Consider the following 22692-nt stretch of genomic DNA (forward strand, 5'->3'; position numbering starts at 1 on the left):
GTTTGATACTCGTTGAAGACAAATACTAAAATACGCTGGCTTTTATTAATTGTTACCATTGGTTTATTTGCAACCTCATTAACAGCGAGGTGGGCAGCAACCCGTTCTTCAAATTTGGAAGATGTTGCCCAAGATATTGCTGATAAGCTAGGCGAAAAAGAGCTTTTTATTTACGATTATCTGGCAGATTCTGTACGTTTTCAGAATCTAAAACGTATTAATAAAAATGCATCCGAGGCTTTAGATATCATCAATTACTTTACCTCAAATCAAGTTTATTTTCAGGTATTTAAAGATGATCAACTGGTTTTTTGGTCTGACAATAAAATAAGCGCTAGTTACGCTTTAAACATTAAACAAGGCGCTTCTTTTGTAGAATATCAGAATGGTTGGTATGAAGTTGTTAAGAAAGATGATAAAAACTACAGCATTATTTTTTATATCCTCGTTAAAGATAAATATCCCTACAGAAACCAATTTTTAAACGACCATAGCAGCAATAGTATCATTAAAGACCCTACCATTGGCATTGCTGATATTAATGATAAAAATGTAGCAGATATTAGAAATCTGGAAGACCGTTATTTGTTCTCTATTAAGCGTACTGCGGGTATCAACAATATCCCCTACACCAATATTGAAATTTTAATGTGGGCCATTGGTTTGTTAACTTTATGCTTGCTTATCAATAGTATATGTAAGTATTATGCAGACAACGGCAGCCCTATATTAGCCTCTTTAGCTTTACTTTTTGCTTTTATTGCCTTACGTTTTGTGGGCTTACAATACCATTTCCCTGATGCTTTATATAACTTGGATATATTTAGTCCGAGAATATATGCATCTAACTATTACTTCCCTTCTTTGGCAGATTATGGATTAAATATTCTACTGGCTTTATGGTTTACCATTTTTGTTTTTAGCTATAAAGAGAAGATATTTAAACCTATCCATAATTTATGGTTTGGCTATCCTATCCTCATATATGCGGCTTTTTTTATAGCCTTACTTTCTAATATACTTTCTGATTTATTTTTCGGTTTGGTATTTAACTCTAACATTAATTTTAAGGTTACCAATATTGTAAACCTTGATGGCTGGAGCGTGATAGGTATAGGTTTATTGTTGCTTACTTTACTTACCTATTATTTAATAGTTGTTATCCTGATAGATTTCTCTGCTTACATTAAAATTAAGCTAGAAATTAAAGCAGCTATTATGGTAGTGGTTTTAATAGGCTTTAATTTATACCAGTCTTTTTTTGATGAGAATACCGTTTTCTTACTGCTGATTTTTCTCTTGATACTGATTATTGCTAGGGTTGTATATCAATACAAAGGGCAGATAGTTTTTCCGGCTTTGGTATTGATAACTTTAATATTAGCCACCTTGGTATCTATCAAACTAAACCGATACGAGAATATAAAAGAACTGGAAACCCGTAAAAGGTTAGCTATTAAATTAGAATCGGCGGATGACCCACACGCCCTCATCCTGTTTACAGAAATTGAGGAAGAGATATTTAAAGACGATATTTTATCATCATATTTTAAAAATCCGCAAGGGTATAGAAAGCGCTTATACTCAAAGTTTCAGAACTATTACCTTACAGGATATTTGGGCGAATATGATTTTAAGCTCTTCGCTTTTAGGCTTGATGGCAGTGCTTTGGAAGAAAATGAAGAGGAACTTAATACCTATAAAACTTTAGTAGAAAGTGGTGCTATTAAGGTTTCTGATAATTTTTATAGGGTAAGTAATACTTTTGGTTTGCAAAACTACTTTGCTATCATCCCTGTAAAGGAAAAAGATACTTTGATAGGCTCTATGGTGATAGAGTTGAGGTCTAAAGATATTAGGGAATTTGGTACTTTTCCGCAACTGTTTAAGGATGGGAAGCTTATTTCTATTGAGGATTATGTTGATTATTCTTACGCTTACTATTACAATAACAAGCTGATTTACCAAACAGGTAATTTCATATACGACCTCGTAAATAAAGATTTTAGCGGCAAGATTAAAGATTTTGTAATCCTCCGTAAGGATAATTACAGCCATATGATTTACCAGCCTGGGCCTAATAAATATATTGTTATTAGTAAAGAGTATCATACTTTTTGGAGAGAAATAGCCTCATTATCTTTCTTCTTTATCTTATTCTTGGTTTTTGGCTTGCTTATTATCTCCTATAAATGGATATGGGTCTTTGTAACTACTCACAAGTTTAATTTTCGCAATTTAAAATTCCGGTTATTCATTAATAGCGGCAAAATGTTATATAAAACCCGTATCCAAATAGCTTTGGTAATGGCGGTGGTAAGTTCTTTGGTTATTGTAGGTTTAATTACTTTCTCTTACATATCTATCCAATACAAAGAGCAGCAGGATGATTTGATTAAAGAACGTATAAAAATTATAGTAGAAGCCTTTGAAAGCAGGGTAAAGTACAGAAATACAACTTTAAATATCGAGGAAGATATGATGTCTTTTACCGAGTTTTCTAAAATGTACAATACCGATTTAAATTTATACGATGTTAATGGCATCCTTATTAATTCTACCCAGCCCCGGGTATATAATTTAGGTATCCAAGCTAAAAGAATGGATGCTTATGCTTTAATACAATTACGTTTACTGCAAAAAGCAGAGCTTTTACAAGATGAGCATATCGGTAATTTAAACTATAAATCTGCCTATATGCCAGTTAAAAATGCAGGTAATAATGTGATAGCTTATTTGCAATTACCTTATTTTTCTAATCAGAATGAGTTTAACCAAAGGATAGGAAACTTCTTAAACCTTCTGATTAATATTTATGTTTTGGTTTTTGTAGCTATAGGTTTTTTTGCTTTTATAGTAGCTAATCAAATTACATCGCCGCTTACGCTGATACAGGAAAGCATGGCTAAAACGGTTATCGGTAGAAAAAATAAACCCATATTTTGGCGTAGAAACGATGAGATAGGTAACCTCATTACCGAGTATAATAAAATGATATTGGCCTTAGAAGAAAGTGCTAATAAATTGGCACAATCAGAAAGGGAAACTGCTTGGCGTGAGATGGCTAAGCAGGTAGCACATGAAATTAAAAATCCGCTTACGCCGCTTCGTTTAGGTATACAAATGTTAGAGCGCTCTTGGAAAGAAAAAGATCCAAAATTTGATACCAAGTTTGAGAAGTTTAGCAAATCTTTCTTAGAACAAATAGATAGTTTAAGCAGCATCGCATCAGAGTTTTCTAACTTTGCCAAAATGCCCGATTTAAAACTTGAAGTTTTTGAATTGGTTGATGTTTTAAACCAAGCCATCCATATTTATAAACAAATGGAAGGTATACATATCATTTACGAGGAAGAAAACTTTAAAAACCTAAAAATTAAGGCCGATAGAGACCAGCTATTGCGCTCTTTCAATAATTTACTAAAAAATGCTATCGAAGCTATGCCTGAGAATAAAGCAGGTATCATCAATATCAGTTGCCAAGTTTATACAGAAAAGGTAGAAATTAAAGTGCAAGATAACGGTACAGGAATAGCCGAAGACTTAAGAAGCAAAATTTTCACACCTAATTTTACTACCAAAAGCTCTGGAACGGGTTTAGGCTTAGCATTTGTGAAACAAGCTGTAGAGAATATTGGCGGAAATATTTATTTTACTACGCAAATTAATGCAGGAACATCTTTCTTCATTATCTTGCCTCTGGTAAATAAATGATCAAGAAACTACTCATCGGCTTTATACTGCTTTTTGCTGGTGAGCATAGTTTTGCCCAATTCAAGAGTAATTTCCAATCTAAAAAAATAGCTGTAGCCGATACGATTACGATAGATACGCTGAGTATTCTACCCAATACGCTCAAAGTTTTTCATGAGCAGTTGATAGATAGCAGTATTTATAAAATAGATTATCCAAATGCTTTACTCATTTGGAAGCAAAAACCAGTGGTAGACTCTGTTACCATTACTTACCGTACTTTTCCGCTTTTATTAACGCAAAAAAGCTTTCGTAAAAACCCAAGTTTAATAGAAGAAGCGGTTATCAATAACAACCCTTTTATTTACCGTCCAAAGCAAGAAGATAATACCCTTTTTAATTTTGATGGAATAGAAAAAAGTGGAAGTATCTCCCGCAGTATAGGTTTTGGTAACAATCAAGATTTATCTGTAAACTCTAACATGGTATTACAGTTGGCGGGTAAACTCAATAATGAAATAGAGTTTTCTGCTGCTATTTCTGATGATAATTTACCCATACAGCCAGAAGGAAATACCCAACAGATTAATGATTTTGATAGGGTTTTCATCCAGCTAAAGCGTAAAGAAACCACCTTAATTGCTGGTGATTACGAATTGCGTAAACCCGATAGCTATTTCATGAATTATTTTAAACGTACGCAAGGTGCTTATGTATCAAACAGCTATAAAAACAAGAAAGGGCAGCTTTTTAATACGCAGGTAGCTGGTGCTGTGGCCAAAGGCCGCTCTGCCCGTAACCAGTTTGATGGTATAGAAGGTAACCAAGGCCCTTACCGTTTAACAGGTAACAATGGCGAACAATTTATTGTAGTTTTATCAGGTACAGAGCGTGTTTATATAGATGGGCAATTGTTGTTAAGGGGGCAGGATAACGATTATATTGTTGATTACAATACCTCAGAACTTACTTTCACTACCAAAAGGTTAATTACCCGTTTTACCCGTATTGTGGTAGAGTTTGAATATTCTGATAAGGTTTTTGGTAGAAGTTTATACTATGTTAATCAGGATTTTAAATCAGAAAAATTAAAGATTGGCTTTAACTTATACTCAGAACAAGACAATCCTAACCGCCCCTTTTTACAAGATTTAAGTCAAGAGCAGCAGCAGTTTTTAAGTAGCATTGGTAATAATATCAATCAGGCATTATTCCCTAACATAGACTCGGTTACGTTTAATGAGAACGAGATTTTATACCGCCGTTTAGATACTTTAGGCTTTAACCAAGTTTATGTTTATTCTACCAATCCGCAATTGGCCAAATACCGCGTAGGCTTTTCTTTTGTTGGAGCAAACCGTGGTAACTATCGGGTTGATGCTTCTAGTACCGCCAACGGTAGGGTTTATGTATTTGTAGCGCCTATTAACAATATCCCGCAAGGAGATTACGAACCTGTTACCCTATTAATTACACCCAAAAAGCAACAATTGTTAACGCTTAACGCTGATTATCAACTGGCAAAAAAAACGCGTTTATTTACAGAGGTTGGGATGAGTAATAACGATGTAAACCTGTTTTCTGATTTGCAAAATGCAGATAATAAAGGTTTGGCATACAAAGTAGTTTTAAATCAGCAAAACCGTTTAGCAGGGAATGATTCTACAGGACTAAAGTTAAACACCCAAATTAGCTACGAGTATGTGAACCAGCAATTTAAACCTTTAGAAAGATATCGCCCTGTAGAATTTGACCGCGATTTTAATTTTAGAGGCCTCAATTTAGAACAAGCAAATGAGCATTGGACCACCCTTTCTTTAGGTTTGTTTAAAACCGATGTCAAGCAATTAAAATATCAAATATCTAGCTTTACCAGAGGAGCCAATTACAGTGCTATACAACAAGCTGTAAACTCCAGATTTGCTTACAAGAAATATCTATTTAGTTATGATGCCAGTCTTTTGCAGTCTGAAGTTGGTTTAGATGAAGGCGATTTTTTTAAGCAAAAACTCATATTAACCAAAGCTTTTAAAAGCTTTGAAACAGGTACTCGTTATGAAGAAGAGCTTAACAAAACCTATAACAGCATTAGCAAGCAATTAACCTTGCAATCTTTCAATTTTAGAGAGTACGATTTCTTCATTCGCTCTTTATCCAATAGCAAAACAGGCTTCCAACTAGGTTATATTACTCGTTTTGATGATATGCCCAATGGTAGCCAACTTACGCCTTTTAGTAAAGCCAATACTTTTACTGGTAAACTAGAACTCAATAAAAAGGGAAAATCTACCTTAACTATAAATACCAGCTACCGTACCATTAATTACCTGAAATTAGATAGCTTAAACCGAGACGAGGAAACGCTTTTAGGTAGGGTAGATTATAACCTCAATGCTTTTAAAGGCTTTTTAAACCTCAATACTTTTTACGAGCTAGGTACAGGGCAAGAACCCCGAAGAGAGTTTATTTATTTAGAAGTACAGCCTGGGCAGGGTATTTACGCTTGGAATGATTATAACAGCAATGGTATTAAAGAGTTAAACGAGTTCGAGATTTCCCGCTTTCCAGACCAAGCCCGTTATATCCGTATTTTTAGGCCTAATAACGATTTTATCAGATCTAATTTTACCAGCATCAACCAAACTTTAAGACTTAACCCTGCAAGTATCTTTAAGAAAAAAGAAGGCATTTCTAAACTGATGGCTAAGCTTTCTTCCATATCTGCTTTAAGGATAGATAAGAAAGTTTTAGCTGGCGATGGTAATATTTTATTTAATCCTTTCCAAACCAATATTGATGCGCAAAACTTGGTTTCTTTAAACTCTTTTATCAGGAACACCTTATTTTATAATCGCTTAAATGCTGTTTGGGGCATCGATATCAATATCCAAAACACAGCCAGTAAGATTTTGCTAACCAATGGTTTTGATAGTCGTAACCAGCAAGAACAAGGTTTAAGACTGCGTTGGAACTTTATTAGAAAGAGTAATTTTAGTATCGAGTTTAAAAACGGAGCTAAAGATTTTACATCAGAACTTTTTGCAGAGCGTAATTATGCCATCAGTTTTTATGAGTTTAAGCCAGAGTTTGGCTACCAGTTTACCACCGATTTTAAAATCACCCTAAACTCGGGCCTAAGAAAGCAAAGCAACGGTAGTGCCTTTGGTGGCGAAGAAACTTTAAACCTGCGTTTGGGTTCTGAGGTAAGATATAACCTACTTAAAAAAGGAACTTTTACGGCGCAACTCAATCTCATCAACAACAAGTTTGAAGGCAATAACAATACACCCGTAGCTTACGAATTATTAGATGGGTTACAGCCCGGCAGTAACCTTACCTGGGCGGCAGGCTTCCAAAGAACCATTTCTAATGGCATACAACTTAACCTCACCTACGAAGGAAGAAAATCTAATGAAGTAAGAACTATTCATACTGGAGGCTTGCAGGTGAGGGCTTATTTTTAGGGTTAAAGGAATTAGAAAGTTAAGCCATTCTTTTTACAATATTCTTCCAGATTTTTACAAGGTAATTTAGCGGGTTGTTTAGCAGTGATAAGGTTATGTATCATCAAGTCACATTTTGCTAAACTTAAAATTTTACTTTGGTATGCTTCATAAATGAAATCCATAGTAGATAGGTATTCAATTTGATGAATTTCACAATAGGCTTTAATATCTTTCCAATTATTCGATGCTATTATATCCTTAGAAAAACGAGCCATAGCCATACACGCACTTTCTCCGGGTCCTTTAGTTTTTTTAAGTGATGCAAACTCTTTTAAAATTTCTGGTTTTTGGGGTAAAGGAATTTCTGTAATTTGTTTGAGCTGAATCAATTGATTCATATATACTTTTAATTTAGGATGCCGTGTAATTTCATCAGCAACTATTTCTAAAACAACTTTCTTATTAGGGAATATTTTAGAAAATATAAGAATATTTCCAGACATCATGAAATGACTGAATACATCAGCATCAACTAGAATATATTTATGATTCTGGCTCATCTATAGTGTCTGCATAAATGTCTTTTCCAATATCCATCATTAAAGACATATAAAAACTCTCAGAAATAACATCAGCATCATAAAGTTCTTTAGCTAATTGCCCATATTGACCAATAACAAGACCTTCATTTCCTTTTTCATATAAACGAGTATCGAAACCATGATTAATAGCACCTCTTTTTATATCAACACTATACTCGTTAAATTTAGGTATAGATATTAAACCAAGTGTTTTTAATCGATAAAGTAAGGCCGCTCTTGAAGTATAGAAATATTGTTCTAGTTTAAGAATGGTTGGCAGTTGAATTTTATCTTTTTTTAATTCATCATCGGGTATTTGTTTGTAAATACCGTCTTCTGGTAATAATAATTCGGCTGCGAATAAATCTGCATAATATTCTTGTATATCGGTTTTATCGAATTTAGCTGTAATACATGAACGAAATTTAAAATCAGGCTGCTTAAATAAGTGATAGAGCTCGTGAGCAATTGTGAAGTGTTGCTTTCCTAAACTATGATTAGAATTAATTAATATAAATTTTTTATCAGCTGCTTTAATGGCCATGCCAGAAAATGATCCAGATAGTGGTTTGTAAACAGTTAGAACATTATTACTCAATAAAATACTTTTAAGCAGGATAGGTTCTGTATTGTTTAAACCATTTTCTTGTCTAAATTCGACAGCTTTTTTTGTAATGATATTAGGAATGGCTGCCAAGTTTTAAGTTGCTTAGAGTTAAATAATTTTTTACAATTTTTTTAAATTCTGCAATTGTAGCTAAATCTTCCGCAGCTAATTCTTCTGCTCTAAATGCAAAAGCTAAGCAGGCATTAATAGCTTCTGGATTATCTTCTAATAAGTCTTCTAACTCACAACCAAAAAGATCTGCTAATTTTAACAATATCTCAGCAGAAGGTTCTCTGCTACCACTTTCAAAATAACTAATCATCTCTCTTTGTATGCCAAGGAATTGAGCTAAGGCATCTTGAGTTAAACCCATATGCTTTCTAAAGGCAACAATATTTTTGCTTAAAATGGATGCGTGGTTCATAAATAAGTTGTGGTAAATTGTGTTACAAAATTATAAATATATAAGTTATTATCCTAATAATGTAACAAAAAATTCATTAAAAAGTTTTTTCATGTAGCTTTTGAGAATGATATAATGGCATACAACTTAACCTCACCTACGAAGGAAGAAAATCTAATGAAGTAAGAACTATTCATACTGGAGGCTTGCAGGTGAGGGCTTATTTTTAGTAATCCATAAAAAATTTATTTTTAAACCAAGGTAGGGTAAAGCAAAACTTCATCGGTATAACAGTTGAAAGCCATTAATTTTCATTAAACATTTGGAAAAGGACGACTTTAAAAAACTATTTGATACTTATTTTGATGCGATAAAGAATTATATTTTTTACCGCATAGGAGATATTGATGTAGCTACTGATATCACTCAAGATATATTTACACGTATTTGGGAGAAGCAAATAGTCATAGACATATCGCAAGCTAAATACCTATTGTATAAAATGGCTAAAGATATGTTGGTGAGTAAATATCGCCGCTTAGAGGTAGAAAATAAATATACTACGCGTATGCAGTTTGAGATGACAGAGCTTACCGAGGCACATGATTATGACTATAAGCAATTGAAAAATCAGTACGAAGATGCGCTTAATAAATTACCAGAAAAGCAGCGTACCGTTTTTTTAATGAGTAGAATGGATGAACTCAAATACGCAGAAATTGCAGAGCGCTTAGACATTAGCATCAAAACAGTAGAAAAAAGAATGTCTAATGCGCTGTTTTATTTAAGAAAAGTTTTAATAGCGTAATGCTAGTTTAAAAATAATAGGATAGATGAAAAATCTAGGACAAGAAAATACAAATCAAGAGCAAGAACCGCTTGATTTTATTAAAAAACTTAAACCCATGGAGGCTAAAAAAAGCAAACAACAGGTTTGGGAAGAGCTGGAGGCTATGATGGAGCGTCCGCTACCACAAGAAGCAAAAGTTAGGAAATTAAGCTTTAGAAAATGGAGCGTAGCTGCCAGTTTTGCGCTTTTGGTATCTTTAAGCGTGTTAGCTTTTATGAGGTTTTATACTAAAAAAGTAGAAGCCATAGCAGGAAAACAAGCTTTTGCCTTTTTACCTGATGGTTCTAAAGTTAGCTTAAATGCAGCTTCAAGTGTGGCTTATCATCCGTTTTGGTGGTCTTTTAACAGAGAAGTTTCTTTAGATGGCGAAGCTTTTTTTGAAGTAAAAAAGGGCGAGAAATTTACAGTGCTATCTAAACAAGGCGAAACTAGTGTTTTAGGAACTAGCTTTAATATTTTTGCAAGAAATGAAGATTATGAAGTAACTTGTGTTACAGGTAAGGTTAGGGTTTCTAGTATCATTAGTGAAGAAGAAGTTGTGATTACACCTAACCAAATGGCTGTTATTAATGAATCAGGAAAATTAAATGCTAGTTTAGAAATTGATATTCAAAAATCATTAGATTGGACAGCCGATAAATTTATCTTTACCCAAGAACCTTTAAGTAAGGTGTTAGCAGAAGTGGCTAGAAGATATGGGGTAGAAATTAAAAATATCGATAAACTAAACCAGTCTTATACAGGCTATTTTAATAAACAAGAAGATATAGAACCAGTTTTAAACTTTGTTTGTAAACCATTTAATATCGAATACAGAAAACTGCCTTCCGGAGCATACAGCATCCAGTAAATGGATAAAGCAATTTGCTTCTTTGATTGCAATTTTATGGATTTTAGCCCTGCCAATTAAGCAAATATTTGCGCAGCAAGCCATTGCTGTACATGCACAAAACCAGCCGCTTAATAAGGTTATCACCAATTTAAGAGACTATTACAAAATCAAATTATCTTTTAATGATGATAAATTAGCGCTATACAAGGTTAATGTAAATGCTAATTTCAATAATGCCGAAGAAGCTTTAAAGTTTCTACTTAAAGATTTACCGCTTACGTTAGAGTTGGTTAATGATGTTTTTATCATCAGCTCTAAAAAAGTAAACCACAACGCACAAAAGCTTTTACTGATAGGCCAAGTTAGTGATGCAGAAAGCGGCGAGTCTTTACCTTTTTCAAACATCCTCATCAATAATTATCCTTTAACTACAGATTTAAAGGGTAATTTCTCTTACTCTTCTACTGATAGTATTTTTAGGTTACAAGTATCTTATTTAGGCTATTATAAATTAGATACGCTTTTACAAGCCAATAGCAACTTAAAGATAGCTTTAAGGCAAAGCACTTTTGTGATGCCCGAGATTGTACTTACCTCTACCCAAACAGAAATTGCTACCCTTACCAATACCAGTTCTGGAAACATCAGGGTAAACCAAAACGTAGGAGAAGATTTACCCGGTAGTAGCGATAACTCGGTTTATAACTTTTTACGTTTACAACCTGGTATTTTAGCTTCCGGAGAGCAGGCTAACGATTTAATCATTTGGGGAAGCTACCGTGGGCATACCAAAGTTTCTTTTGATGGCTTTACCATTTTTGGCGTTAAAAACTTTAATGATAATATTGGTGCTGTAAACCCATTAATGACCAAAGATTTAAATATTAAAAAAGGTGGTTACGGGGTAGAACAAGGAGATAGGGTTGGTGGCATTGTTGATATTACCGGTATAGAAGGCAGTGTTCTTAAGCCTAGTTTAAAAATAGGGCTTAATAACCTTACTTTAAATGCTGAGGCTAGTACACCACTCTTCAAGAACACAGCTTTAGTAATTGCAGGTAGGCAAACTTATTTTAATCTTTATAACAGTTATAGCGTTAGTCCGCCTAGAAATAATAGAAACGGTTTAAGAGATGTGGTAGATTTAAACATCACCCCAGATTACGTTTTTAAAGATATAAATCTTAAATTTTCTGGAAAATCAATAAAAGGCGACAGCTATTTTATTAGTTTATTTTCTGGTGCCGATGAGCTAAACTCTAGCTATAACACCAGTCAAAGGAACTTAAATATCAATGGCTCTAAAGATGAGGAAAACCAACAATATGGCGCATCTGCATTTTATAATAAAGTTTGGCGAAATGGTACTATCAGCTCGCTTACCATAGCTTCCTCTGGTTTAGACAATGCCGAAGCTAAATCTACTAGTTTAACACAGCAAAATAATGGTGCTTTTGTAAGCGGTACAGACCAGCAATTTGGTAACGAAATTACAGAGCAAAGCGTAAAATTTACCCATCAGCTACCTGTTACCAGTACTAAAAGTCATTTATTGGGTTTTGGATATATTGAAAATAGGAGCATGCTTTCCTACGATGATGTTAATCCTTCGCAAACCAATCGTACTCATGATAATAAAAGATGGTATGCATTTTCAGAACATACACTTTACTTATCGCAGAAATTTAAATTTGTACCAGGTTTAAGAACAGATTATGATGCTACACAGCAAGAATGGTATTTTCAGCCACGTTTATCAACCACATATAGGTTCAATCCGCATTTTAAAATGACAGCTTCTTGGGGCTTATATCACCAATTTATTGCTTACAACGGCGTGGTAGATACAGAAGGAAATTTTAGATACCAATGGACTGTGAGCGATGGAAATACCGTACCTGTTTACCACGCACAACATTGGGTAGCCGGTGCAGCTTATGAGAAGAACAAATTCTTTTTTAATGTTGATGTTTATCATAAAACCACTGATAATATTACTCGTTTTGTACAAAATGCACAAGGAAGGCGTACCTTAATAGGCAACGGACGCTCTACAGGTATTGATTTTCTCATTAAAAAAGAATTTAAAAAACATAGCGCTTGGGTAGCATACTCTTTAAGTAAGACAGAGGAGCGCTTTCCGCGAAGAGGCGTTAATAATATCATCATTTATAACTACGAAAGAGCGCCGCAAGACCAAACGCATGAGTTTAAATTTGCTGGTTTGTTTAATATTTATAAGTTTTACTTGTCTGCCAATTATGTTTATGGATCGGGCTTTAAAAGCTTAAGTTTAAATAATACTGACGAAGATGATGTGCCTTATAATAGGTTTGATACTGCTATAACCTATAAATTTAAAGCTCGGAAATATAATTTAGATGCTGGTGTTTCTTTAATCAATGTGTTTAATACACAAAATTTAAGAGTAGGTAATTTAGATAGGATTTCTACGGGGCAATTAAACACTATTAATATCTACGCTAACACCGTTCCGTTTACACCAACTATATTTTTAAAATTGGCGTTGTAAAAAAAAAATTATTTTTTTTTGAGGGTAAGTTCTAGTTTCATCGGTTAAGGGTTAAAGACCAATAATTAATTGATTTTATAACCTTTAAACAAACGATAATATGAAAAATTTACGCACCGCTAAAACATTAACCATAGCATTATTAGCTATTGCAACAGGTTTTACTGCTTGCCAAAAAGGCCAAGAAGTAGAAACAGATTTATCTTCAGATGCTACACAAATTGGCGCAGTTGCAATTGCACCAACATCTATCGTATTAACAACATCAAATGGCTCTACAACTACTACAGCACCAGATTCTATTTACGCTGTTGATGCTTGTAGAAGAACACATAAAAGAGCTGCAGTAGCAGAGAGCGCACTTTTAGCGCCTATTACAACTTATTTAAGCACCAATTATGCGGGTTATACTTTTATTAAAGCATTTAGTACAACGCTAATTGCTACCAATACTTTAGATAGCTATGTGGTGGCTATTTTATTTAATGGCAAACCAGTAGCACTTCGCTTTAGTGCCACAGGTACTTTTATAAAAGTTTTAGAACTAAGAGAAGGTAAGGATATGAAGAGACCAGGTGGACATCATCCGGGTGGTTTTTTTGATAACAGAGATGGTAAACAAAGAGATAGTATTGCTCTTAGCGCATTATCACAAACTATTAAGCAATATTTTGCTACCAATTACCCTCAAGATACTTTAAAGAATGCTTGGGTAGGGAAAGATGGCGGAGTGTTGGTGGTAAGTAAAAACGTAAAATTCTACGGAACAGCATTTAAAGCAGACGGTTCTTTTGTGAGAAGAGAAGTATTACCATCTCATCCTGGTAAAGAAAAAGAAATTGCACAAAGTGCTTTACCAGCTAGCGTATTAAGTTATTTAAGTACAACTTATCCTAATTATGTTTTCAAAAAAGCTTTTGAGCACAAAGCAAATGGCGTATTAAGAGGTTATCTAGTTATCATAGATGCTAACATGACTAAATACGCAGTATTGTTTAACGCTACAGGAGCTTTTGTAGAGGCAAAAGTGATAAGATAATTTCTCTCTTATTTTAATTTTCTGATGAAAGGATTGGTTCGGATAAGAATCAATCCTTTTTTATTCTATAAATTATAATGCAATAGAGTCTTCTTTTGCATTTTGCTAATTTTATATCATGAAACCTATTATTTAGAAAAGAGTTTCTTAATTCAGTAGACCTATAGCTTATGTAGTTTGACTCTAACTATATATTTTTCCATTGCCTCTAAATTTATTCTAAACACTTTTTTAACATAAAAAATATATAATTAATTAAAAGTGATTAATCTAAAAATTTTAAAAGGCTACAGTCGGATTTTTTGTTATTTAATCATTTATTTGTTAATTTATATTACTAATTAATTTAATCTCTCTAATTAAATTTTGGAAAATATACTTGAAATAGTAAACCACTGGAAAAAGAAAATTCTAGCTAAAGCATTTAAGTATAATAATGGCTTTTTTGAGTTTCCTTATCAATTTACTCACCCTAAATTAATGGTAGAATCTGTAAAAGCACTGCCATTTATGCATCATTACCCCAATGAACAAGTACTAAAATCTTTTTATAAGCAGATACTTTTAAAAGTACAATATTAAACGAGATGAATTATAATTTTCCTTCTGAGCTTGTAAGAGCTCTGCTTTCGACCTAAGTAATCGATACACTTATTCATACTATCTTGTATAATAGAAATAAACAATATCTTTACATCATAATAGAAGCGTCATATTTTGAGAAAAGTATTACTTATAGATGATGAAGATAAACTAAGAACTCTAATGGCCAGAATTATTACACTGGAGGGTTTTGAAGTTATACAGGCCGCAGATTGTAAAATTGCATTAAAGAAGCTTGAACAGTACGATGTAGATATCATATTATGCGATGTAAAACTACCAGATGGTAATGGGGTTACATTTGTAAAAAAAATAAAAGAGCAATATCCCATACCTGAAGTTATCCTTTTAACTGCCTATGGAAATATTTCTGATGGTGTACAAGCTATAAAGAATGGAGCTTTTGACTATATCATTAAAGGAGATGATAATGATAAAATTATCCCTTTGATAGCCAAAGCAATGGAAAAATCTTTATTACAGCGAAGAGTTCTGGAATTAGAAGCTAAAATAGCTGGTAAGTTTAGTTTTAGATCTATCATTGGTAAATCAGATGCCATAAAAGAAGTGATAAACTTGGCCGAAAAAGTAGCTAAAACTGATACAACTGTTTTACTTTTAGGAGAAACTGGTTCTGGGAAAGAGGTTTTTGCCAATGCCATTCATTACGAAAGCAAAAGAGCTAATAAGAAATTTGTAGCCATCAATTGTAGTGCACTATCAAAAGAATTATTAGAAAGTGAACTATTTGGGCATAAAGCAGGCGCATTTACCGGAGCATTAAAAGATAAAAAAGGCTTGTTTGAAGAAGCCCATTTAGGTACTTTATTTTTAGATGAGATTGGCGAACTTGATATTGATTTACAAGCCAAATTATTACGTGTTTTAGAAACCGGTACTTTTATAAAAGTAGGTGCTACTGAAACCATAAAAGTAGATGTAAGAATTATTGCTGCCACCAATAGAAATTTACAAAAAGAAGCGGAAGAAAACAGGTTTAGATTAGATCTTTTTTATCGACTATCGGTTTTTTCTATAGCCATTCCATCCTTAAACCAAAGAAAAGAAGATATTGAATTATTGGCTGATTTTTACCTCAAAGAATTTGCTGCTAAAATCAATCAAGGAGTGAAAAAAATATCTCCTGATTTTTTAAAAGAGTTGAAAGCTCACCAATGGAAAGGTAATGTCAGAGAATTAAAAAATATGATAGAAAGAGCGGTTATTTTAGCTTCCGCTGATGAGTTAGACAGCTCTTTGCTTCCCTGGGAGTTTAATAAATCATATTCAAATCTTAATGCTTTTGATTTGCAAACCATCGAAAAACAGCACATCCTTAAAGTTTTACATCATACCCATCAAAATAAAACCGAGGCAGCTAGGCTACTCAATATTGGTTTAACTACCCTTTATCGCAAGCTGGAAGAATACGGTTTAAAATAAGCTTACACGATATTATTTTTAATCAGCTTTTGATTTATCAATAAGCTGTATGGTTATCATCCTTTCCCCAAATCCTACCAATTTGAAAATGTACCCTTCCATTTTGATAGGCTTTTATAATTCGTATGATGAGTGCTTTTTGTTAAAATCACTGATAATCAGCCTATTGATTTTATTTTTTTCCTAATTTTTATCAGGGTATTTGTTTTGGTATGGGTTATCAAAATTAATATCACAAATATGGAAAAATCAAATCATTACAAACCCACACCATACCAAGTATTTATGGGTTTAATGCTGAGCTTAGCTGTTATCTCTATCCTTTCAAACATCTTTTTAAAATCTTAATCATGCTTATACTCATCTTATTGCTAACTCTTTTATTACTCTGCTTGCTTGCATTTAAATGTATAAGCTGGTTCGAGAAAATTTAATCCCCAAAACAATGATTTATTTATTAATTATATCCATAGCAGTTTTCATTTATATGGTTTATGTACTGCTAAAGCCCGAAAAATTTTAACCCTTCATCATGAATACTGAATTACTTGGAATTATAGCTTCATTTGCCATCACCTTGGTAATTGCTGTACCACTTGGAAAATATCTGGCAAAAGTATTTGCTGGAGAAAAAACCTGGACAGACTTTTTAAAACCCTTTGAAAGCATCATTTATAAGCTATCCGGCATCAATCCTAAAGAGCAAATGACTTGGAAGCAACATTTAAAAGCCATGTTAACCATTAATTCTGTTTGGTTAGTTTATGGTTTTTTTGCTTTGATGTATCAAGATAAATTACCGCTAAACCCTGATGGAAACGCAGGAATGAGTCCTGATTTATCATTCAATACCATCATCAGTTTCGTCGTAAACTGTAATTTACAGCACTACTCGGGCGAATCTGGCTTAACTTATTTTACCCAACAATTTGTAATCATGTTTTTGCATTTTACAAGTGCAGCTACAGGTATTGCAGCAGCAGTAGTGTTCTTTAAAGCATTTAGAGATAAAACCACTACTACCCTAGGTAATTTTTGGGAATTTTTTGTGAAATCAATAACCAGATTATTACTTCCAATTTCTTTAATTGTAGGTTTAATATTAGCTTTTAATGGTACTCCAACCAGTTATGAAGGAAAAGATCAATTCATTTCTTTACAAGGAGATACTGTAAATGTATCAAGAGGGCCTGCCGCTGGAATGATAGCTGTAAAACATTTAGGAACAAACGGAGGAGGTTGGTTTGGTGTAAATTCTGCCCATCCTATAGAAAACCCAAGTTACTTAACCAACATGGTTGAGGTGATTTCTCAAATGATTATTCCTATAGCTATGGTTTTAGCTTTTGGATATTTTATTAGAAGAAAAAAATTAGCTTGGACAATTTTTGGGGTGATGACCATTGGGATGTTTATGCTCCTGATACCAACCATTATGAGTGAATTGGGGGGTAATCCTGCCATAGAAAAATTAGGAATTAGCCAAACCACAGGAGCCATGGAAGGCAAAGAAGTAAGGTTTGGGCCAACAGCATCAGCCTATTGGAGTACTGTTACCACGATTATATCTACGGGATCAGTTAATTCTATGCATGATAGTGGAATGCCTTTATCAGGATTATGGCAATTACTTGGAATGATGATTAATTCATTTTATGGAGGCTGTGGTGTAGGTATTTTAAACTACTTTATTTATCTCATCATCGCAGTGTTTATTTCTGGCTTAATGGTAGGCAGAACGCCTGAGTTTTTAGGACACAAGGTAGAAGCCAGAGAAATAAAAATTGCAGCCATCATCACCTTATTAAGTCCGTTATTGATTTTAGCAGGCACAGCAATATCAACTTTTGTATTTGGAGCCTATGGCGATGCCGATTGGGCTGTTAAACCAGCAAATTGGTTGAATAATCCAAGTTTCCACGGCTTTTCAGAAATGTTATATGAAATGACTTCATCTAATGCCAATAACGGTTCTGGTTTTGAAGGTTTGGGAGATAATAATATTTTCTGGAATATCTCAACAGGCATAGTTTTATTCCTTGGTCGTTTCTTACCTATCATTGGTCCAATAGCCATTGCAGGTTTATTAGGTGCCAAGAAATATATTCCAGAATCAGCAGGTACGCTAAAAACAGATACTAAAACTTTCGCTTTAATGACATTTGCAGTCATTCTAGTTTTAAACGCACTTTCCTATTTTCCTGCTTTGGCATTGGGTCCTTTGGCAGAATACTTTACTATGATTGGATTAAGGGAATAGAATAAGGGGAATAGAACATGGGGAATAGGGAATAGAATAGAGGGAATAGATAATAGATTGAAGAAAATGAGAATTATTGATTATAGCATGATAAAATTAAAAGATGAGACTGTTTCATGCTCTCTATTTTCAATCTCCTATTTGCTTACAGCCATGATTCTTTTTTTAACAGTATTAATAAAACCTAAAAGTAATTTATATATGGAGTCTAAATCTTTTAATACGATTTCGCAATCATCATTACTTATAAATCCAAGCTCTTTGGATAACAATAACAATGTATCTAACTCGCTAGCAGAACCAAGAGATATGTATAAAAATTGTAGCAGCTCTTTATCAGATCTTCTGGCAGAACCTTCCGCTATATTAACTGGAACAGAGGTGCAGGCTCTTCTAATTTGTGAGGTAAGTCCAAATTTCTCTTCAGTTGGAAAAGCAGAAGTAAGGGCATATAATTTTTTGACAAGAGAAAAACTTTGCTTCCATACTTCTAAATTTTGGTGTGGTTTCACAAACTAGCTTATTAATTTAAAATCTGAATATACAGAAAAATAGGAATAGACTTTAAGGAATTTAAATAGAATGGGGTAAATGCGAAAATGGTCTCTATTTCCTATTCTCTATATCTCCATATAAAAGCACCTATTTCCTATTCTCACTAATACTATAAAAAATGAAATCTCAATCCAATAAATTATTTGAACCTACATTGGTTCAAACCGCACTAAAGCAATCTTTTATAAAATTAGATCCAAGGGTAATGATTAAAAACCCGGTGATGTTTACTGTAGAGATTGGTACTTTGGTAATGGCTTATGTTACTTTTTATTCTATCAGCAATACTGGTCAAGGTTCTGCATTATATAACTTTTTCATCTTTTTAGTGCTATTCCTAACGCTTTTGTTCGCGAATTTTGCAGAGGCTATCGCCGAAGCAAGAGGAAAAGCACAAGCAGATAGTTTAAGAAAAACCAGAGAAGAAACTCCTGCTAAATTAATTTTAGCAGATGGAACCATTCAACAAGTTTCTTCAAGTCAACTAAAAAAAGGTAATATTTTTATTTGCGAAGCTGGTGATACCATCCCTACAGATGGGGAGATTGTTGAAGGTATTGCTACCATAGATGAATCGGCAATAACAGGAGAATCAGCACCAGTTATCAGAGAATCTGGAGGCGATAAATCATCAGTAACTGGGGGTACAAAAGTGCTTTCTGATGAAATTAAAGTAATGGTAAGTACATCGCCAGGCGAAAGCTTTTTAGATAAAATGATTGCTTTGGTAGAAGGTGCTTCTCGTCAAAAAACACCTAATGAAATTGCTTTAACCATTTTATTAGCAAGTTTTACATTGGTTTTCATCATTGTTTGTATCACTTTAAAACCATTTGCTGATTATGCAAATACGCCAATTACCATCGCGGCTTTAATCTCTCTTTTTGTTTGTTTAATCCCTACAACCATTGGTGGTTTACTTTCTGCAATTGGTATAGCAGGTATGGACAGGGCTTTAAGAGCTAATGTGATTACTAAATCTGGAAAAGCGGTTGAGACTGCTGGTGATATTGATGTTTTATTGTTAGATAAAACGGGCACCATCACCATAGGTAACAGAAAGGCAACACAATTTTATCCTTCTAAAGGAATACCAAGAGAAGTTTTTATAAAGCTTTGTTTATTAAGTTCAATCCCCGATGATACACCAGAAGGGAAATCAATCGTAGAGTTGGCCAATCAGCTTTTACCCATTGGCGCTGTTTCATCATCAGAAAAAGAAGGGATGGATTTTATCAAATTTACTGCAGAAACAAGGTCTAGCGGTGTTAAACTAAGCAACGGAAATCAAATTCTTAAAGGTGCTTCTGATGCTATGAGAAATATCACACAAAAAGCTGGCTTTAATTTCCCCGAAGATACCGCTGAAGAAGTAAAGAAAATATCTTCAAACGGAGGAACACCTTTAGTAGTGACTGAAAACGCAGTGGTAATGGGTGTAATAGAATTGCAAGACATCATCAAACCAGGTATCAGCGAGCGCTTTGAGCGCTTACGAAAAATGGGCGTTAAAACCGTAATGGTTACTGGGGATAATCCACTTACAGCTAAGTTTATAGCAGAAAAAGCAGGTGTTGATGATTTTATCGCGGAAGCAAAGCCAGAAGATAAAATGAACTATATTAAAGCAGAGCAACAACAAGGAAAATTGGTTGCCATGATGGGAGATGGAACAAATGATGCTCCAGCTTTAGCTCAAGCCGATGTTGGTGTTGCCATGAATAGTGGAACACAAGCCGCTAAAGAAGCCGGTAACATGGTTGATTTAGATAACGACCCTACTAAACTGATTGAAATTGTTGAAATTGGAAAACAGCTATTAATAACCCGAGGAACATTAACCACATTTTCCATTGCAAATGATGTGGCAAAATATTTCGCGATTGTTCCCGCTCTTTTTATTGCCTCTATACCAGCTTTACAAGGTTTAAACATCATGGGTTTACACAGTCCAGAGAGTGCAATTCTATCGGCGGTGGTATTTAACGCCATCATTATTCCAATTCTAATTCCTTTGGCATTAAAAGGTGTGGCTTATAAACCCATAGGGGCAACTGCTTTACTACGTCGAAACCTATTTATTTACGGTATTGGAGGAGTAATTGCGCCATTTATAGGCATCAAATTAATTGATTTAGTGGTTGGTTTATTTGTTTAAAATTTAAGAAATCATGAAAAAATACATTTTACAATCTATACGCTTAACAATTGTTTTAATGGTGTTGCTATGCGTACTTTATCCTTTAGCTTTAGCTTTTGCAGGTAAATTTTCTAAAGGCGAAGGTGGCGGAGAAAAGATAGTTAGAAACGGTAAAACTGTTGGTTATGCTTTAATTGGCCAGTCTTTTACTAATCCAGAATTTTTTTGGGGACGTCCATCAGCAGTAGGTTATAACGCAGCTGGTTCTGGAGGTTCTAACAAAGGTCCATCAAACCCTGATTATTTACAACAAGTATCTGATAGGGTAGATACACTTCTGAAATATCATCCTTATTTAAAAAAATCCCAAATCCCATCAGATTTAGTTACAGCATCTGGTAGTGGTTTAGACCCAAACATCTCAGTAGAAGGAGCTAAAATTCAAATTAAAAGAGTAGCAGAATATCGCAAACTTGAGGAGAAACAGTTGGAAAAACTGGTTGAAAAAAATACTGAAAAACCTTTATTAGGCTTATTTGGACCTTCGGCAGTAAATGTTTTAAAGTTGAATTTGGCTTTAGACGAATTAAAAAGATAGATGTTTTTCCTTTTTAATAATTATACAAACATGAAAACAAAAATTTTATCATTGGCTTTGATCTTAATATTTGGAACTCAACTAAAAGCGCAACAACCTATCAAAATAAATATTAGTGGATATTTGGAGACCTATTACGTTTATGATTTTAACAAGCCAACTAGTAACAACAGACCAAATTTTATCTATTCGCACAACAGACACAATGAAGTAAACCTAAATTTAGGATTTCTAAAAGCCAATTACAGCGGTGAAATGCTAAGAGGAAATCTGGCTTTAATGGCAGGAACTTATACCAATGCCAATTTAGCAGCAGAATCAGGAGTTCTAAAAAACATTTTTGAGGCTAATATAGGCGTCAAAATAAGTAAAACCCAAAATATTTGGTTTGATGCAGGAATTTTTCCCTCTCATATAGGTTCTGAGAGCGCTATCAGTAAAGACTGCTGGGTGTTAACCAGAAATATAGTTTCTGAAAATACACCTTATTATGAAGCTGGGGCAAAATTATCTTATGCTACGGCCAATAATAAGTTTACTGCAACCTTACTTTATTTAAATGGATGGCAAAAAATCATGCGACAAGATGGTAACAGTAAGCCAGCCGGTGGATTACAGCTTACCTATAAACCAAATTCAAGTTTAACTTTTAACTACAGTAATTATTATGGTACTGAAGGTGTGGATGAAGTTAGTGTGCATAGATTTTATCATAACTTTTATGCAATTGCACAACTAACGGATGTATTGGGGCTAACAGCAGGGTTTGATTACGGAACGCAGCAAAAGCTAAGCGGTCAATCTGATAAGAGTGAGATTTTTGCTCCAGTTTTGATTGCTCAATACAAGTTTCAACCCAAATGGGCTGTAGCAGGAAGAGTAGAGTTTTATAAAGATAGCGATGGCATCATCATCAATACAGGTACGCCAAATGGTTTTAGCACAACCGGTTATTCAATAAATATTGATTATGCTCCGGTAAGTAATGCAACGTTTAGAATAGAAGGCAAAACTTATGATAGCAAAGACCAAATCTTTATTAGAAATAACAATGCTGTAAATTACAATACCAGTTTAACCGCAAGTTTGGCCTTGTCTTTTTAATTTAA

Annotated in this window: 17 protein-coding genes; 13 read left to right on the top strand and 4 right to left on the bottom strand. The window is 33.9% G+C overall.

All coding sequences use genetic code 11. The annotated features are described in order from the left end of the window. The first annotated feature begins 12 nt into the window (after positions 1–12). Positions 13–3714 (top strand): sensor histidine kinase, encoded by a 3702-nt coding sequence (locus GJJ64_RS10605; RefSeq protein ID WP_154287750.1) that lies wholly within the window; start codon positions 13–15, stop codon positions 3712–3714. Beyond that, the gene (locus GJJ64_RS10610) at positions 3711–7157 is read left to right on the top strand and encodes a hypothetical protein (RefSeq protein ID WP_154287751.1); all 3447 of its coding nucleotides are present in this window, start codon (positions 3711–3713) and stop codon (positions 7155–7157) included. The genes GJJ64_RS10605 and GJJ64_RS10610 overlap by 4 nt, the downstream gene beginning before the upstream one ends. 11 nt (positions 7158–7168) lie before the next feature. Here the strand turns inward: GJJ64_RS10610 and GJJ64_RS10615 are convergent, their stop codons facing one another. Genes GJJ64_RS10615 through GJJ64_RS10625 form a run of 3 tightly spaced genes read right to left on the bottom strand, consistent with a single transcriptional unit; the run spans position 7169 to position 8751 of the window. Continuing rightward, positions 7169–7699 (bottom strand): hypothetical protein, encoded by a 531-nt coding sequence (locus GJJ64_RS10615; protein ID WP_195759275.1) that lies wholly within the window; start codon positions 7697–7699, stop codon positions 7169–7171. After that, the gene (locus GJJ64_RS10620) at positions 7683–8417 is read right to left on the bottom strand and encodes an ImmA/IrrE family metallo-endopeptidase (protein ID WP_039454652.1); all 735 of its coding nucleotides are present in this window, start codon (positions 8415–8417) and stop codon (positions 7683–7685) included. The genes GJJ64_RS10615 and GJJ64_RS10620 overlap by 17 nt, the downstream gene beginning before the upstream one ends. After that, on the bottom strand, positions 8401–8751 hold the full coding sequence (locus tag GJJ64_RS10625) for a helix-turn-helix domain-containing protein (protein WP_039454653.1): 351 nt from the start codon (positions 8749–8751) through the stop codon (positions 8401–8403). Before GJJ64_RS10625 ends, GJJ64_RS10620 begins: the two co-directional genes overlap by 17 nt. Before the next feature lie 301 nt (positions 8752–9052). Here GJJ64_RS10625 and GJJ64_RS10630 point away from each other — a divergent pair, with 301 nt between their 5' ends. The 8 genes from GJJ64_RS10630 (at position 9053) to kdpA (ending at position 18290) form a co-directional block, all read left to right on the top strand. After that, positions 9053–9538, top strand: coding sequence for an RNA polymerase sigma-70 factor (locus tag GJJ64_RS10630; RefSeq protein WP_154287753.1), 486 nt, complete (start codon positions 9053–9055; stop codon positions 9536–9538). A gap of 25 nt (positions 9539–9563) precedes the next feature. Further along, positions 9564–10430 (top strand): FecR family protein, encoded by an 867-nt coding sequence (locus GJJ64_RS10635; protein WP_154287754.1) that lies wholly within the window; start codon positions 9564–9566, stop codon positions 10428–10430. A gap of 22 nt (positions 10431–10452) precedes the next feature. Continuing rightward, complete coding sequence (locus GJJ64_RS10640; RefSeq protein ID WP_154287755.1) at positions 10453–12945, top strand: TonB-dependent receptor; 2493 nt, start codon at positions 10453–10455, stop codon at positions 12943–12945. A gap of 100 nt (positions 12946–13045) precedes the next feature. Further along, a complete protein-coding gene (locus tag GJJ64_RS10645) occupies positions 13046–13984 on the top strand; it encodes a PepSY-like domain-containing protein (protein WP_154287756.1) in 939 nt (312 codons plus the stop codon). 366 nt (positions 13985–14350) lie between these two features. Then, positions 14351–14566 (top strand): hypothetical protein, encoded by a 216-nt coding sequence (locus GJJ64_RS10650; RefSeq protein ID WP_154287757.1) that lies wholly within the window; start codon positions 14351–14353, stop codon positions 14564–14566. Between the two features lie 135 nt (positions 14567–14701). Continuing rightward, positions 14702–16030 carry a sigma-54-dependent transcriptional regulator gene (locus GJJ64_RS10655; RefSeq protein ID WP_229655516.1) on the top strand — a complete coding sequence of 443 codons (1329 nt, stop codon included), beginning with the start codon at positions 14702–14704 and terminating at the stop codon, positions 16028–16030. A 445-nt stretch (positions 16031–16475) separates the two neighbouring features. Further along, positions 16476–16553, top strand: coding sequence for a K(+)-transporting ATPase subunit F (gene kdpF, locus GJJ64_RS17090; RefSeq protein ID WP_081659238.1), 78 nt, complete (start codon positions 16476–16478; stop codon positions 16551–16553). 9 nt (positions 16554–16562) lie between these two features. Then, positions 16563–18290, top strand: coding sequence for a potassium-transporting ATPase subunit KdpA (gene kdpA, locus GJJ64_RS10665; protein WP_154287758.1), 1728 nt, complete (start codon positions 16563–16565; stop codon positions 18288–18290). 137 nt (positions 18291–18427) lie between these two features. On the opposite strand, the gene GJJ64_RS10670 is transcribed toward kdpA, so the two are convergent. Further along, positions 18428–18802: a four helix bundle protein gene (locus GJJ64_RS10670; RefSeq protein WP_026903888.1), complete on the bottom strand. Its 375-nt coding sequence runs from the start codon at positions 18800–18802 to the stop codon at positions 18428–18430. A 161-nt stretch (positions 18803–18963) separates the two neighbouring features. Here GJJ64_RS10670 and kdpB point away from each other — a divergent pair, with 161 nt between their 5' ends. From kdpB to GJJ64_RS10685, 3 genes are read left to right on the top strand one after another with little or no spacing between them, the layout of a single operon-like run. Further along, positions 18964–21003 carry a potassium-transporting ATPase subunit KdpB gene (gene kdpB / locus GJJ64_RS10675; protein WP_154287759.1) on the top strand — a complete coding sequence of 680 codons (2040 nt, stop codon included), beginning with the start codon at positions 18964–18966 and terminating at the stop codon, positions 21001–21003. A gap of 13 nt (positions 21004–21016) precedes the next feature. After that, positions 21017–21583, top strand: a complete 567-nt coding sequence (locus GJJ64_RS10680; protein WP_154287760.1) for a K(+)-transporting ATPase subunit C — start codon at positions 21017–21019, stop codon at positions 21581–21583. Between the two features lie 30 nt (positions 21584–21613). Beyond that, positions 21614–22687 (top strand): porin, encoded by a 1074-nt coding sequence (locus GJJ64_RS10685; protein WP_154287761.1) that lies wholly within the window; start codon positions 21614–21616, stop codon positions 22685–22687. Positions 22688–22692 lie beyond the last annotated feature (5 nt).

The sequence above is a fragment of the Pedobacter puniceum genome, from assembly GCF_009674685.1.
In the GTDB taxonomy this organism is placed as follows: Bacteria; Bacteroidota; Bacteroidia; order Sphingobacteriales; family Sphingobacteriaceae; genus Pseudopedobacter; species Pseudopedobacter puniceum.